18 protein-coding genes are annotated in these 13,229 nt (G+C 56.3%); 12 read left to right on the top strand and 6 right to left on the bottom strand.

Annotated features, from left to right (window positions below):
- Positions 1 to 3: 3 nt before the first annotated feature.
- The 7 genes from rpsK to ACJ8IN_RS23840 all read left to right on the top strand — a co-directional run bounded on the left by rpsK (position 4) and on the right by ACJ8IN_RS23840 (position 3,725).
- A complete protein-coding gene (gene rpsK, locus ACJ8IN_RS23870; RefSeq protein WP_004929731.1) occupies positions 4 to 393 on the top strand; it encodes a 30S ribosomal protein S11 in 390 nt (129 codons plus the stop codon).
- A 30-nt stretch (positions 394 to 423) separates the two neighbouring features.
- Positions 424 to 1,044 (top strand): 30S ribosomal protein S4, encoded by a 621-nt coding sequence (rpsD, locus tag ACJ8IN_RS23865; protein ID WP_004929729.1) that lies wholly within the window; start codon positions 424 to 426, stop codon positions 1,042 to 1,044.
- 25 nt (positions 1,045 to 1,069) lie between these two features.
- Positions 1,070 to 2,059: a DNA-directed RNA polymerase subunit alpha gene (locus tag ACJ8IN_RS23860; protein ID WP_002919219.1), complete on the top strand. Its 990-nt coding sequence runs from the start codon at positions 1,070 to 1,072 to the stop codon at positions 2,057 to 2,059.
- 40 nt (positions 2,060 to 2,099) lie between these two features.
- Positions 2,100 to 2,489: a 50S ribosomal protein L17 gene (gene rplQ, locus ACJ8IN_RS23855; protein WP_004929726.1), complete on the top strand. Its 390-nt coding sequence runs from the start codon at positions 2,100 to 2,102 to the stop codon at positions 2,487 to 2,489.
- Positions 2,490 to 2,637: 148 nt separating this feature from the next.
- Positions 2,638 to 3,012 carry a DUF1992 domain-containing protein gene (locus ACJ8IN_RS23850; RefSeq protein WP_033636252.1) on the top strand — a complete coding sequence of 125 codons (375 nt, stop codon included), beginning with the start codon at positions 2,638 to 2,640 and terminating at the stop codon, positions 3,010 to 3,012.
- Entirely contained in the window at positions 3,012 to 3,443 is a 432-nt protein-coding gene (gene zntR / locus ACJ8IN_RS23845; protein ID WP_033636251.1) for a Zn(2+)-responsive transcriptional regulator, read from the top strand. Before ACJ8IN_RS23850 ends, zntR begins: the two co-directional genes overlap by 1 nt.
- A gap of 75 nt (positions 3,444 to 3,518) precedes the next feature.
- Positions 3,519 to 3,725: an alternative ribosome-rescue factor A gene (locus ACJ8IN_RS23840; protein ID WP_041036936.1), complete on the top strand. Its 207-nt coding sequence runs from the start codon at positions 3,519 to 3,521 to the stop codon at positions 3,723 to 3,725.
- Positions 3,726 to 3,783: 58 nt separating this feature from the next.
- Here ACJ8IN_RS23840 and mscL read toward each other — a convergent pair whose 3' ends face one another.
- From mscL to def, 5 genes are all read right to left on the bottom strand, one after another.
- Positions 3,784 to 4,200, bottom strand: coding sequence for a large-conductance mechanosensitive channel protein MscL (gene mscL / locus ACJ8IN_RS23835; protein WP_025304493.1), 417 nt, complete (start codon positions 4,198 to 4,200; stop codon positions 3,784 to 3,786).
- A 137-nt stretch (positions 4,201 to 4,337) separates the two neighbouring features.
- Complete coding sequence (gene trkA / locus ACJ8IN_RS23830; RefSeq protein WP_033636248.1) at positions 4,338 to 5,714, bottom strand: Trk system potassium transporter TrkA; 1,377 nt, start codon at positions 5,712 to 5,714, stop codon at positions 4,338 to 4,340.
- 55 nt (positions 5,715 to 5,769) lie between these two features.
- On the bottom strand, positions 5,770 to 7,059 hold the full coding sequence (rsmB, locus tag ACJ8IN_RS23825) for a 16S rRNA (cytosine(967)-C(5))-methyltransferase RsmB (protein ID WP_060425271.1): 1,290 nt from the start codon (positions 7,057 to 7,059) through the stop codon (positions 5,770 to 5,772).
- Positions 7,060 to 7,131: 72 nt separating this feature from the next.
- Complete coding sequence (fmt, locus tag ACJ8IN_RS23820; RefSeq protein ID WP_041036932.1) at positions 7,132 to 8,076, bottom strand: methionyl-tRNA formyltransferase; 945 nt, start codon at positions 8,074 to 8,076, stop codon at positions 7,132 to 7,134.
- A gap of 17 nt (positions 8,077 to 8,093) precedes the next feature.
- Positions 8,094 to 8,603, bottom strand: a complete 510-nt coding sequence (def, locus tag ACJ8IN_RS23815) for a peptide deformylase (protein ID WP_015379260.1) — start codon at positions 8,601 to 8,603, stop codon at positions 8,094 to 8,096.
- Between the two features lie 133 nt (positions 8,604 to 8,736).
- On the opposite strand from def, the gene dprA reads away from it, so the two are divergent.
- Genes dprA through aroE form a run of 5 tightly spaced genes read left to right on the top strand, consistent with a single transcriptional unit; the run spans position 8,737 to position 12,281 of the window.
- Positions 8,737 to 9,858, top strand: coding sequence for a DNA-protecting protein DprA (dprA, locus tag ACJ8IN_RS23810; protein WP_308326078.1), 1,122 nt, complete (start codon positions 8,737 to 8,739; stop codon positions 9,856 to 9,858).
- Entirely contained in the window at positions 9,830 to 10,303 is a 474-nt protein-coding gene (gene smg, locus ACJ8IN_RS23805) for a DUF494 family protein Smg (RefSeq protein ID WP_033650013.1), read from the top strand. The genes dprA and smg overlap by 29 nt, the downstream gene beginning before the upstream one ends.
- Positions 10,304 to 10,328: 25 nt before the next feature.
- On the top strand, positions 10,329 to 10,874 hold the full coding sequence (locus ACJ8IN_RS23800) for a DNA topoisomerase family protein (protein ID WP_060425267.1): 546 nt from the start codon (positions 10,329 to 10,331) through the stop codon (positions 10,872 to 10,874).
- Between the two features lie 7 nt (positions 10,875 to 10,881).
- Complete coding sequence (tsaC, locus tag ACJ8IN_RS23795; RefSeq protein WP_060425265.1) at positions 10,882 to 11,451, top strand: L-threonylcarbamoyladenylate synthase type 1 TsaC; 570 nt, start codon at positions 10,882 to 10,884, stop codon at positions 11,449 to 11,451.
- Between the two features lie 11 nt (positions 11,452 to 11,462).
- Positions 11,463 to 12,281 carry a shikimate dehydrogenase gene (aroE, locus tag ACJ8IN_RS23790; protein WP_060425274.1) on the top strand — a complete coding sequence of 273 codons (819 nt, stop codon included), beginning with the start codon at positions 11,463 to 11,465 and terminating at the stop codon, positions 12,279 to 12,281.
- Positions 12,282 to 12,319: 38 nt separating this feature from the next.
- Here aroE and ACJ8IN_RS23785 read toward each other — a convergent pair whose 3' ends face one another.
- Positions 12,320 to 12,862 (bottom strand): gamma carbonic anhydrase family protein, encoded by a 543-nt coding sequence (locus ACJ8IN_RS23785; RefSeq protein WP_041036928.1) that lies wholly within the window; start codon positions 12,860 to 12,862, stop codon positions 12,320 to 12,322.
- Positions 12,863 to 13,229 lie beyond the last annotated feature (367 nt).

Raw genomic sequence — 13,229 nt, 5'->3', positions numbered from 1 at the left:
ATAATGGCAAAGGCACCTGTTCGTACACGTAAGCGTGTAAGAAAGCAAGTCTCTGACGGCGTGGCTCATATCCATGCTTCTTTCAACAACACCATCGTTACCATCACTGATCGTCAGGGTAATGCTTTGGGTTGGGCAACAGCCGGTGGTTCCGGTTTCCGTGGTTCTCGTAAGTCCACTCCGTTCGCAGCACAGGTTGCAGCAGAACGTTGTGCTGACGCAGTAAAAGAATACGGTATCAAGAACCTGGAAGTTATGGTTAAAGGACCTGGTCCTGGTCGTGAGTCTACTATCCGCGCTCTGAACGCGGCTGGTTTCCGCATCACTAACATTACTGATGTGACTCCGATCCCTCATAACGGTTGTCGTCCGCCGAAAAAGCGCCGCGTGTAACGCAGCTTTTAGGATTGTTGGAGAAAGAAAATGGCAAGATATTTGGGTCCTAAGCTCAAGCTGAGCCGTCGTGAGGGCACAGACCTGTTCCTTAAGTCTGGCGTTCGCGCGATCGATTCCAAGTGTAAAATTGAACAAGCACCTGGTCAGCACGGTGCGCGTAAACCGCGTCTGTCTGATTACGGTGTTCAGTTGCGTGAGAAGCAGAAAGTTCGCCGTATGTACGGCATTCTGGAGCGTCAATTCCGTAACTATTACAAAGAAGCAACCCGCCTGAAGGGCAACACCGGTGAAAACCTGTTGCAGCTGCTGGAAGGTCGTCTGGACAACGTTGTTTACCGTATGGGCTTCGGCGCTACTCGTGCAGAGTCACGTCAGCTGGTTAGCCACAAAGCAGTTATGGTAAACGGTCGCGTTGTTAACATCGCTTCTTATCAGGTATCTCCGAATGACGTAGTCAGCATCCGCGAGAAAGCTAAAAAGCAGTCTCGTGTTAAAGCTTCTCTGGAGCTGGCTGAGCAGCGTGAAAAGCCGACTTGGCTGGAAGTTGATGCTGCTAAGATGGAAGGCGTGTTCAAGCGTATGCCTGAACGTACCGATCTGTCTGCGGACATTAACGAACACCTGATCGTCGAGCTTTACTCCAAGTAAAGCTTAGTACCAAAGAGAGGACACAATGCAGGGTTCTGTGACAGAGTTTCTAAAACCGCGCCTGGTAGATATCGAGCAAGTCAGTTCGACGCACGCCAAGGTGACCCTTGAGCCTTTAGAGCGTGGCTTTGGCCATACTCTTGGCAACGCACTGCGCCGTATTCTGCTTTCATCTATGCCGGGTTGCGCGGTGACCGAGGTTGAGATTGATGGTGTACTGCATGAGTACAGCACCAAAGAAGGCGTACAGGAAGATATCCTGGAGATCCTGCTCAACCTGAAAGGGCTGGCGGTGAGAGTTCAAGGCAAAGACGAAGTTATTCTTACCCTGAATAAATCTGGCATTGGCCCTGTGACCGCTGCCGACATCACCCATGATGGTGATGTCGAAATCGTCAAGCCTCAGCACGTGATCTGCCACCTGACTGATGAGAACGCGGCTATCAGCATGCGTATCAAAGTTCAGCGCGGTCGCGGTTATGTGCCGGCTTCTGCCCGAATTCATTCGGAAGAAGATGAGCGCCCAATCGGTCGTCTGTTGGTTGACGCCTGCTACAGCCCTGTAGAGCGTATCGCCTACAATGTTGAAGCTGCGCGTGTAGAACAGCGTACTGACTTGGATAAGCTGGTCATCGAGATGGAGACCAATGGCACGATCGATCCTGAAGAGGCGATCCGCCGTGCGGCCACCATTCTGGCTGAACAACTTGAAGCTTTCGTTGACCTGCGTGATGTACGTCAGCCGGAAGTTAAAGAAGAGAAACCGGAATTCGATCCGATCTTGCTGCGCCCTGTTGACGATCTGGAATTGACTGTCCGCTCTGCTAACTGCCTCAAGGCAGAAGCTATCCACTACATCGGTGATCTGGTACAGCGTACCGAGGTTGAGTTGCTGAAAACGCCAAACCTGGGTAAAAAATCTCTTACCGAGATTAAAGACGTGCTGGCCTCACGTGGTCTGTCTCTGGGCATGCGCCTGGAAAACTGGCCGCCGGCAAGCATTGCTGACGAGTAACCGGATCACAGGTTAAGGTTTTACTGAGAAGGATAAGGTCATGCGCCATCGTAAGAGTGGTCGTCAACTGAACCGTAACAGCAGCCATCGCCAGGCTATGTTCCGTAACATGGCCGGCTCTTTGGTTCGTCATGAGATCATCAAGACGACCCTGCCAAAAGCAAAAGAGCTGCGTCGCGTTGTTGAGCCGCTGATTACTCTTGCCAAGACCGACAGCGTAGCTAATCGTCGTCTGGCATTCGCCCGTACTCGTGATAACGAGATCGTGGCAAAACTGTTTAACGAGCTGGGCCCGCGTTTCGCGAGCCGTGCCGGTGGTTACACTCGCATTCTGAAGTGTGGCTTCCGCGCAGGCGACAACGCGCCGATGGCATACATCGAGCTGGTTGATCGTGCTGAGTCTCAAGCAGAAGTAGCAACTGCAGAGTAATCTGTAGACGCGTAAAAAAACCGGGCTTGCCCGGTTTTTTTACGTCCAAACCCAGCCAAATGTGCGTAATTCCCCCGCTGCGCTTAAGATCCCCGCCCCTATCCGCTATGCTAAGGTTTAATCATTAGGCTAACCGAGGCTGTCTTTCATGGGGCTGCTCGATCAATGGGCGGAACGTCATATCCTTGATGCCCAGGATAAAGGCGAGTTTGACAATCTGCCCGGCCAGGGCCAACCGTTGGCGCTGGAAGATGACAGCGCGGTGCCGGCTGAACTGCGCGCCGGTTACCGTTTGCTGAAAAATGCCGGTTACCTGCCGCCGGAGCTGGAAGATCGCAAAGAGGCGTTGACCGTTGCTCGTTTGCTGCAAGGGATTAACAGTGAGCATCAGGACTATGTCGAACTCAGCAAACGCATGGCGCTGCTGGAGCACCGGTTGCGTCAGGCTGGGATGAGTACGGATTTCTTGCATGGTGAATATCAGCGTGCATTGGACGGCAAATTCACCCGGGAGGAGAAGTAATGTTCAAGATAGGTCAGTTGGCCAAGCTTGCCGAAGTGACGCCGGATACCGTGCGTTACTATGAAAAGCAGGGCATGATGGATCACAATGTCCGCACCGAAGGTGGTTATCGGCTCTACACCGAGCAGGATCTGCAGCGGCTGCGCTTTATTCGCTATGCCAAGCAGCTGGGATTTACTCTGGAAACGATCGCTGAGCTGCTGTCGATCCGCGTCGATCCTGAACATCATACCTGCCAGGAGTCGAAGTCGATCGTCGATGCGCGCCTGAGCGAAGTGGAAAGCAAGTTGGCGGAGTTGACTCGCATGCGCGAATCGCTGAAGCGGCTGAGTGATGCCTGCTGCGGTACTGCCCATACCAGCAATTATTGTTCTATTCTGGAAGCCTTGGAACAGGGCGCCAGCGATGAAAAAGGCAAAAAAGGTTGCTGACGGCACTTTAATTTTTATACCGCCGGCAGTATTATCGCCCCGTTTTATCACCACACCTTTTACAGGAGCATTATCATGACGAAATATCGTCACACTAAAGGTCAGATTCAAGATAACGCCATTGAGGCGCTGCTGCATGATCCGCTATTCCGTCAACGAGTAGAAAAGAATGTGAAAGGCAAAGGCAGCTATCGGCGTAAAGAAAAACACAGCAAAGGCGGTAACTGGGAGGCCAGTGGTAAACTATCAAGCGATAATTTACCACTGGCCTTCTGGTTTTAAGGCATTAAAAAAGCCACCTTCGTCAGGTGGCTTTTTATTGGCATAACCAAACGCTGTTTTACAGTTTTGGCTGCTGTTGCTGGCTCAGCAGGTCACGGATTTCCGTCAGCAGTTTCTCCTCTGCGGTAGGTGCTGGCGGCGCTGCCGGCGCTTCTTCCTGCTTGCGGCGCATTTTGTTCATCAATTTAATTGCCAGGAAGATGGCGAAGGCGACAATCACGAAGTCGAATACGGTTTGAATGAATGAACCGTAGTTCATTACCACCGCCGGTACGGCGCCCTGAGCTTCACGTAATACCAGATGGAATTGTTTAAAGTCGACGCCGCCGATCAGTAACCCCAGTGGTGGCATGATGATATCGGCCACGAAGGACGAAACAATCTTGCCGAATGCGGCACCGATAATCACACCGACGGCCAGATCGACCACGTTGCCACGCATGGCAAATTCGCGAAACTCTTTCAACATACTCATAGAACGCACCCCTTGCAGAATTAATAACTCAAGTTTAACAAAGCAATTTCCCTTTGCCACAAAAGGAGAGAAGTTTTATCTCCTCCCAAGGCAGAGAACAACTACGCGATTATAGACCATCGCCTAATAAATTTGTTCTACAAGAAGAACGGGCTCGGTTGGAACAGGCGTTCAACGTCCGGCACGAATTTCTTGTCGGTAATAAACATGATGACGTGATCGCCCTGTTCGATTTTGCTATTGCCGTTGGCGATGATCACATCGTCACCACGTACGATCGCGCCGATGGTGGTACCCGGTGGCAGCTTGATGTCTTCGACGATGCGGCCGACCACTTTGGACGTGCTTTCATCGCCGTGGGCAATCGCTTCGATCGCTTCCGCCACGCCGCGGCGCAGCGACGAGACGCTGACGATATCCGCTTTGCGCACGTGCCCCAACAGGGCGGAGATGGTCGCCTGCTGCGGTGAAATGGCGATATCGATCACGCTGCCCTGCACCAGATCGACATAGGCGCGGCGCTGGATCAAGACCATTACCTTCTTGGCGCCCATGCGCTTGGCCAGCATGGCGGACATGATGTTGGCCTCATCGTCGTTGGTGATGGCGATGAAGACATCCACCTGTTCGACGTGCTCTTCGGCCAGCAGCTCCTGGTCGGAGGCATCGCCGTAGAACACGATGGTATCGTGCAGCTGCTCGGCCAGTTCGGCGGCGCGTTGCTGGTTCCGCTCGATCAGTTTGACGTTGTAGTCTTTTTCCAGCTTGGCGGCCAGGCCGGCGCCGACGTTGCCGCCGCCGACGATCATGATGCGCTTATAGGGTTTTTCCAGCCGCTGCAGTTCGCTCATCACCGCGCGGATGTGCTGTGATGCGGCGACGAAGAAGACTTCATCACCGGCTTCGATAATGGTCGAGCCTTGCGGACGTATTGGTCTGTCCTGGCGGAAAATAGCGGCGACGCGGGTGTCGATATGCGGCATGTGTTCGCGCATCGAAGAGAGCGCATTGCCGACCAGCGGGCCGCCGTAATAGGCTTTAACCGCAGCGATGCTGACCTTGCCTTCGGCGAAGTTGACCACCTGCAGCGCGCCCGGGTATTCAATCAGCTTGTAGATATAGTCGATGACCAGCTGCTCCGGTGAAATCAGATGGTCGATCGGCACCGCTTCCGGCAGGAACAGTTTCTCCGACTCGCGGATATATTCCGGCGCGCGGATACGGGCGATGCGGTTGGGGGTATTGAACAGAGAATAGGCGATCTGGCAGGCAACCATGTTGGTTTCGTCGGAGTTGGTGACGGCGACCAGCATGTCGGCGTCTTCTGCGCCGGCTTCGCGCAGCACCCGAGGGTGAGAGCCGTGCCCCTGAACCACCCGCAGATCGAATTTATCCTGCAGCTGACGCAGCCGGCCGGAATCGGTATCGACGACGGTGATATCGTTGTTTTCACCCACCAGGTTTTCCGCCAGCGTCCCGCCAACCTGACCGGCACCAAGAATAATTATTTTCATCGTGTTCTCTGCTTCACACTGAAAGACTTAGGGCGCGCACGCACGCCCCGAAGCATTACATTTTAATCAGCTTAGCGTAAAAGAAGCCATCGCCGTCCTCGGGATGCGGGATATTCTGCCGCCCCGGCCGCTGCGCATCGCCGGTTTCAACCAGCTTGGCATCGGCGTGGCGCTGCAAGAACGCGGCGATCTGGCTGCTGTTTTCATCTGGCAGGATAGAGCAGGTAGCGTAAACCATCACGCCGCCCGATTTCAGATGGGGCCAGACGGCTTCCAGGATGTCGGCCTGCAGCGCGGCGAGTTCGGCGATGTCGCGATCGCGGCGCAGCCATTTGATGTCGGGGTGACGGCGGATCACGCCGGTGGCGGAACAAGGCGCGTCCAGCAGGATCCGGTCGAACAGCTTGTCACCGCACCATTGCTGCGGGGTGCGGCCATCGCCCAGCTTAACCTCTGCGTGCAAACGCAGGCGCTGCAGGTTTTCCTTCACCCGCGCCAGGCGCTGTTCGTCGATATCGACCGCCATGGCGTGCGCTTTCGGCGCCGCTTCCAGAATATGCGTGGTTTTGCCGCCAGGCGCGGCGCACAAATCGAGGATCTGTTCACCGTCTTGCGGATCCAATAGATCGACACAGCCCTGGGCTGAGGCATCTTGCACGGTGACCCAGCCGTCGGCGAACCCAGGCAGATCGGTCACGGCGCAAGGCGCCAGCAAACGCACCGCGTCGGCATAGTCTGAATGAGGCTCCGCGGCGATGCCTGCGTCGGTCAGCAACTGCAGATAAGCTTCGCGGGTGTGATGCAGGCGGTTGACGCGCAGCCACATCGGTGGCTTCTGGTTATTGGCGTCGACGATCTGTTCCCAGTTGGCGGGATAAGCCTGTTGAATGCGTTTCAGCAACCAGCTCGGGTGCAGATAGCGGCTGTCATTGTTGGCGGCGCGCTGCAGCAGCTCTTCCTGCTGGCGCTGGAATTGCCGCAAGACGCCGTTAATCAGGCCTTTCAACTGTGGGCGTTTCAGCGCCACCGCGCCTTCCACGGTTTCGGCCAATACGGCGTGCGGCGGGATACGGGTATACAGCAGCTGATACAGGCCGACCATCAGCAGATAGTGCAGCGTACGCTGTTTGCCGGTCAGCGGCTTGGCCATCAATTGTTGAATGCACCATTCGAGCTGCGGCAGCACGCGCAACGTGCCGAAGCACAGTTCCTGCAGCAACCCGCGGTCCTTATCGCTGATGGTGGTTTGCAGCGCCGGCAGGACAGTGCTGAGCGACTGCCCTTGATCCAGCACCTGGCCGATGGCTTTGGCAGCGATGCTGCGGAGATTGTAATTATTTTTCATAGGCTGAAGCTGATAACGATCGGCATTAAGAAAATAACGGCCCGGCGATGAACGGCCGGGCAGTGGGGTGACTTACAGCCGGTTACCCGGGGTAAACCATTCACGGCGTGAATTTAACAGGTCCTGCGCCGACATCGGTTTCTTGCCGGCGGGCTGCAGTTGGATCAGATTGAGGATGCCGTCGGCGGTCGCCACCTGAATGCCGTGCTTGTCGGCATGGACAACGGTGCCCGGCTCCGCATTGGCGCTTTGCGCCAGTACGCTGGCTTGCCAGACTTTCACCGGTTGCTCGTCGATAGTGAAGTAGCTGATCGGCCAAGGGTTGAAGGCGCGGATGCAGCGCTCCAGTTGTTCGGCGGAAAGTGTCCAGTCCAGGCGAGCTTCTTCTTTGCTCAGCTTCTCGGCGTAGGTGACCAGCGCGTCGTCCTGCACTTCGCGGGTGGCGCTGCCGTCGGCCATTTGGCGCAGCGTCGTCAGCATGCCCTGCGGGCCGAGCTGCGCCAGCTTGTCGTAGAGACTGGCGCTGGTATCGCTGTTCTCAATCGGGCAGGCAATCTTGTGCATCATGTCGCCGGTATCGAGACCGACGTCCATCTGCATGATGGTCACGCCGGTTTCGCTGTCGCCGGCCCAGAGCGAGCGCTGGATCGGCGCCGCACCGCGCCAGCGAGGCAGCAGCGAGCCATGTACGTTGATGCAACCGAGACGCGGCATATCCAGCACCGCCTGCGGCAGGATCAGCCCGTAGGCAACCACCACCATCACGTCGGCGTTAAGATCGGCCACCAGGCGCTGGTTCTCTTCGGGGCGCAGCGATTTGGGCTGAAATACCGGCAGTTGGTGTTGCTCAGCCAGCACTTTTACCGGGCTAGGCGTCAGCTTGTTGCCGCGGCCTGCCGGGCGGTCGGGCTGGGTAAAAACGCCGACAATCTGGTGCTCAGATGACAACAGCGCGTCAAGATGACGCGCTGCGAAGTCTGGTGTTCCGGCGAAAATAATCCGTAAAGAGTCAGACACGTTGATTTCCTGATCGGTTAGGCGCGGGCTTGAAGCTTGGCCATTTTTTCCAGTTTCTGACGAATGCGCTGACGCTTGAGCGGCGACAGGTAATCGACGAACAGTTTACCCATCAGGTGATCCATCTCGTGCTGGATGCAGATCGCCAGCAGATCGTCCGCTTCCAGTTCGAAAGGTTTGCCTTCGCGATCCAGCGCGCGGATCTTCACCTGCGCGGCACGTGGTACCAACGCACGCTGCTCGGGAATGGAAAGACAGCCTTCCTCGATGCCGGTTTCGCCGCTCTTTTCCAGCAGCTCGGGGTTGATCAGCACCAGGCGCTGATCGCGATTCTCGGAGACGTCGATCACGATAATGCGCTGATGGATATCCACCTGAGTCGCAGCCAGGCCAATGCCTTCCTCTGCGTACATGGTTTCAAACATATCATCCACGATGCGCTGGATATCTGCATTGACTTCTTTTACCGGCGCTGCGACTTTGCGCAGACGCTCGTCTGGGAAATGTAATACCTGCAAGACTGACATATATCTTTAGATCTGTATCCGAGTAATGAACGAGGTTTAACCTCTATTCTAGACATTTCCCGGCCTGATTGACAGCATTGCGCACCAATTGCTCAGATTGGTAATACCACCGTTTTTGCTGAGGGAACAGACGATGCGGCCGGAAGAGATCGCTTTACGGATGCGAGGGGTAACGGGGCTGCAGACCGTCGTGGCCAGCCGGATCGTGCGGCAGCTATCGCAAATGGGGCGCGAGCCTCGCAGCGCGTTGCGTGAACTGGGATTGAACGAGCGGCAGCGGGCGCAGTTCAACCAAGCGGATCCCGCTTATCTGGCGACTAGCTTGCGTTGGCTGGAACTGCCGGCGCACCGTATGCTGAACTATGGGGCGGCCGGCTATCCGGAACGCCTGGCCCAGATCGACGATGCGCCGCTGTTTTTGCTGAGCGAGGGCGATCCTCAAGCGTTGCTGCGCCCGCAGCTCGCCATGGTTGGCAGCCGGCAGTTCAGCCACTACGGCGAGCGTTGGGCCAATTATTTCGCCGCGGAATTGGCGCGTTGCGGTTTCACCATCACCAGCGGTTTGGCGATCGGCATCGACGGCATTTGCCATCGCGCAGCGCTGGCGGCCGGCGGTTGCACGGTAGCGGTATTGGGCAGCGGGTTGGCCAATGTTTACCCACGCCGGCACCGCAGGCTCGCGGAGCAGATTGTCGAGCAGGGCGGCGCGGTGATTTCGGATCATTTGGTCACCGATTTGCCTCTGGCCGACCATTTTCCGCGCCGCAACCGCATTATCAGCGGACTGAGCCAGGGCGTTCTGGTCATAGAAGCCTCGTTGCGCAGCGGTACCCTGGTGACGGCCCGCTATGCGCTGGAGCAGGGGCGTGAGGTATTCGCCTTGCCGGGGCCGTTAGGGAACCCGATGAGCGAAGGCACGCACTGGCTAATTCAGCAGGGCGCGCATCTGGTTACCGGGCCGAAAGATATCGCAGAATTGCTGGGAAGCGGCCTTCAATGGCTGCCACTGAACGAAAATACAACTATTTGTGCGTCGCAGGCTGAAGTTGAATTGCCATTTGCTGATGTGTTGGCTAACGTAGGAGATGAGGTGACACCTGTTGACGTCGTCGCTGAACGTGCCGGCCAACCTGTGCCAGTGGTGGTAATCAAGTTACTCGAACTGGAGTTAGCAGGGTGGATCGCAGCTGTACCCGGCGGCTATGTCCGAATAAGGAGGGCAAGCCATGTTCGACGTACTCATGTACTTGTTTGAAACTTATATCCACAATGAACCAGAGATGCGCGTCGATCAGGATCAACTGACCGATGATCTCGCCCAAGCGGGGTTTCATCGGGATGATATCTACAACGCGTTGAATTGGCTTGAGAAGCTGGCTGACCTGCAAGAAGGTCAAAATGCGCCTTACTTTATGGATGCCGATCCGCTGGCAATGCGGATCTACACCGAAGAGGAAAGCGCGCGTTTGGACGCCGGCTGCCGTGGTTTTCTCCTGTTCCTGGAACAGATTCAGGTATTGAACCTCGAAACCCGTGAAATGGTTATCGACCGCGTTATGGCTTTGGATAATGCGGAATTCGATCTCGAAGATCTGAAATGGGTCGTGTTGATGGTGCTGTTTAATATTCCCGGATATGAAAGCGCCTATCAGCAAATGGAAGAACTGTTGTTTGAAGTGAACGAAGGTTATCTGCATTGAGCCGATAACGCGCATAGAAGACGTTATGACAAAAAACGCGATTTTTGCCGCCAGGCAAAATGAACCCTGTCCGGAATGCGGGGCCGAGCTGGTGATCCGTAGCGGTCGCCACGGCCCCTTCCTCGGCTGTTCCCAGTACCCTGAATGCCAATATATTCGGCCGCTGAAAGCGCAGGCCGACGGGCATGTCGTCAAGGTGCTGGATGGGCAGCAGTGCCCGAAGTGTCAGGCGACGTTGGTGCTGCGCCAGGGGCGCTATGGCATGTTTATCGGTTGCAGCGATTATCCGCAGTGCGATCACACTGAAGTGATCGATAAGCCTGATGAAACCGCCATTACCTGTCCGCAGTGCGGTCAGGGCAAGCTGTTGCAGCGTAAATCGCGCTACGGCAAGGTTTTTCATTCCTGCGATCGTTATCCGGGATGCCAATTCGCCCTCAATGTTAAACCCGTCGCCGGTGAATGCGCCTATTGCCATTACCCGCTGCTGATGGAAAAACGTACGGCAAAAGGCCCCGTCCTGTGCTGTGCCAGCAAGCTGTGCGGAAAACCCGTGGCGACTACAGAATAATCACATCATGAACTCAGAATTAAGCCCGAACCTTTTATCTATCATCGATGCTTTGCATCAACAGCAGGTGATTGCCTATCCCACCGAAGCAGTATTCGGCCTGGGGTGCGATCCCGACAGCGAACAGGCGGTCAATGCTTTGCTGGCATTGAAACAGCGGCCGTGGGAAAAGGGGCTGATTCTGATCGCCGCCGACTATACGCAGCTTAAGCCCTATATCGACGACAGCGCGCTCAGCGAACAGCAGCGCGTGACGATGTTCGCCAGCTGGCCTGGGCCGGTAACCTGGGTGTTGCCTGCCCGGCCGGAGACGCCGCGTTTGCTGACCGGGCGTTTCAGCTCGCTGGCGGTGCGCGTTAGCGATCACCCGTTGGTGCAGCGGCTGTGTCGGCAGTACGGCAAGCCACTGGTATCGACCAGTGCCAATCTCAGTGGGCAGGAGCCGTGCCGCAGTGCGGATGAAGTCGCGCGGCAATTCGGCGAGGCTTTCCCGGTATTGGCCGGCGAGGTGGGTGGCCGTCTTAACCCTTCCGAAATCAGAGATGCTCTGACCGGCGAACAGATCCGTCAGGGCTAGAGGTAATGGGCATGGAGAAGTTTGCGGTATTTGGCAACCCTATTGGTCACAGCAAGTCGCCGCGAATTCATGCGCTGTTCGCTGCCCAGACTGGCATTGAGCATCCTTATGGAGCGGTGTTGGCGCCGTTGGACGGTTTTGAAACCAGCCTGCAGGCGTTTATCCACGCCGGAGGGCTGGGGGCGAACGTCACGGTGCCTTTCAAAGAGCGCGCTTATGAGGCCGCCTCCAAGCTGAGCGAGCGCGCAGCGATGGCCGGCGCGGTCAATACCCTGAAGGTATTGCCGAATGGCGGTCTGCTGGGGGACAACACCGACGGCATCGGTTTGCTGACCGATCTGCAGCGTCAGCAATTGATCCGACCGCAGGATCGCATCTTGCTGGTGGGGGCCGGCGGCGCGGCGCGCGGCGTGATTCTGCCGCTGCTGTCTTTCGGCTGCCGGCTCACGATCACCAACCGCACCTTCAGCCGCGCCGAGGAGTTGGCCGACGCTTTCCGGCATCTGGGAGAGATCTCGGCGGCGCCGATGGATCAACTGAATCAGCAAGCGTTCGATCTGGTGATCAACGCGACGGCGTCCGGCATCAGCGGGGAGATCCCGGCCTTGCCCTCAGACGTGGTGAACGCGCAAACCCGTTGCTATGACATGTTCTATCAGCAGGGCGTCACGCCGTTCCTGGCCTGGGCGCAGCAGCAAGGGGCAACGGAATATGCCGATGGGCTGGGCATGCTGGTGGGGCAGGCGGCGCATGCTTTCCTGCTTTGGCACGGAGTGATGCCAGAGATCGAGCCGGTATTGCGCCAGCTGCGCAGCGAACTGGCGGCATAATTCCCACCCCGTTCTCTATATAGGGAACGGGGTGGCCGTCAGATGTCTTCCGACAGATATTCATCTTTCCAACGCACATAGTTGTTAGAAGAATAAAGCAATCCTTCCAACTCGGCGGCGGTCAACGGCCGAACCTGGCGTGCCGGGCTCCCCATATAGAGATAGCCGCTGGCCAGCCGTTTGCCCGGCGCCACCAAACTGCCGGCGCCAATCATTACGTCGTCTTCTACTACTACACCGTCCAACAGGATCGAGCCCATACCGACCAGCACCCGGTTGCCGATGACGCAGCCGTGCAGCATGGCTTTATGACCCACGGTCACGTCTTCCCCAATCAGCAGGGGATAACCGTCGGGGTTGTGTTCGGAACGGTGAGTCACATGCAGTACGCTGCCGTCTTGAATATTGCTGCGCGCGCCGATCTTTACCGCATTGACGTCACCGCGGATAGCGACCAGCGGCCAGATACTGACGTCATCCGCCAGATCGACGTCGCCGATCACGACGCTGGAAGGATCGATCAAGACACGCTGACCGAGTTTGGGGGTGTATTGAAGATAAGAACGTACTGCATCGGACATAGTGCTGCCTCACGTCGGGATCATATTTACCGGCAATACTAGACCCTGGCGATGGAATTACAACCAACGGCAGCGCCGGATCCTGCTGAAAATGGCCCTGATCGCACAAGATCCACACGGAAGGGCTGAAAAGTGTGCAAACAGAAAGAAAAGATCAAAAAAGGGGTTGTGCAAAAAACTCGGATCCCTATAATGCGCCTCCATCGACACGGCGCAAGTGATTCACTTCACACAGCGGCCGGGAAGAAAGAGAAAAAATCCTGAAAATTAGGGTTGACTCTGAAAGAGGAAAGCGTAATATACGCCACCTCGAGTTAGCAAGCGAAAGCGCCTAACTCACTGCTCTTTAACAATTTATCAGACAATC

The sequence above is a fragment of the Serratia sp. CY31944 genome, from assembly GCF_052169175.1.
Taxonomy (GTDB): domain Bacteria; phylum Pseudomonadota; class Gammaproteobacteria; order Enterobacterales; family Enterobacteriaceae; genus Serratia; species Serratia sarumanii.
This window is presented reverse-complemented; position numbering and strand designations above follow the sequence as displayed.

Excerpts from the sequence above, each read along its gene's own strand:
- def (WP_015379260.1), bottom strand. The coding sequence starts at position 8,603 with ATGTCAGTCTTGCAGGTATTACATTTCCCAGACGAGCGTCTGCGCAAA.
- rpsK (WP_004929731.1), top strand. The coding sequence starts at position 4 with ATGGCAAAGGCACCTGTTCGTACACGTAAGCGTGTAAGAAAGCAAGTC.
- tsaC (WP_060425265.1), top strand. The coding sequence starts at position 10,882 with ATGAACTCAGAATTAAGCCCGAACCTTTTATCTATCATCGATGCTTTG.
- trkA (WP_033636248.1), bottom strand. The coding sequence starts at position 5,714 with ATGAAAATAATTATTCTTGGTGCCGGTCAGGTTGGCGGGACGCTGGCG.
- ACJ8IN_RS23840 (WP_041036936.1), top strand. The coding sequence starts at position 3,519 with ATGACGAAATATCGTCACACTAAAGGTCAGATTCAAGATAACGCCATT.
- zntR (WP_033636251.1), top strand. The coding sequence starts at position 3,012 with ATGTTCAAGATAGGTCAGTTGGCCAAGCTTGCCGAAGTGACGCCGGAT.
- ACJ8IN_RS23860 (WP_002919219.1), top strand. The coding sequence starts at position 1,070 with ATGCAGGGTTCTGTGACAGAGTTTCTAAAACCGCGCCTGGTAGATATC.
- ACJ8IN_RS23850 (WP_033636252.1), top strand. The coding sequence starts at position 2,638 with ATGGGGCTGCTCGATCAATGGGCGGAACGTCATATCCTTGATGCCCAG.
- rpsD (WP_004929729.1), top strand. The coding sequence starts at position 424 with ATGGCAAGATATTTGGGTCCTAAGCTCAAGCTGAGCCGTCGTGAGGGC.
- dprA (WP_308326078.1), top strand. The coding sequence starts at position 8,737 with ATGCGGCCGGAAGAGATCGCTTTACGGATGCGAGGGGTAACGGGGCTG.
- aroE (WP_060425274.1), top strand. The coding sequence starts at position 11,463 with ATGGAGAAGTTTGCGGTATTTGGCAACCCTATTGGTCACAGCAAGTCG.
- rsmB (WP_060425271.1), bottom strand. The coding sequence starts at position 7,059 with ATGAAAAATAATTACAATCTCCGCAGCATCGCTGCCAAAGCCATCGGC.
- mscL (WP_025304493.1), bottom strand. The coding sequence starts at position 4,200 with ATGAGTATGTTGAAAGAGTTTCGCGAATTTGCCATGCGTGGCAACGTG.
- smg (WP_033650013.1), top strand. The coding sequence starts at position 9,830 with ATGTTCGACGTACTCATGTACTTGTTTGAAACTTATATCCACAATGAA.
- rplQ (WP_004929726.1), top strand. The coding sequence starts at position 2,100 with ATGCGCCATCGTAAGAGTGGTCGTCAACTGAACCGTAACAGCAGCCAT.
- ACJ8IN_RS23800 (WP_060425267.1), top strand. The coding sequence starts at position 10,329 with ATGACAAAAAACGCGATTTTTGCCGCCAGGCAAAATGAACCCTGTCCG.
- ACJ8IN_RS23785 (WP_041036928.1), bottom strand. The coding sequence starts at position 12,862 with ATGTCCGATGCAGTACGTTCTTATCTTCAATACACCCCCAAACTCGGT.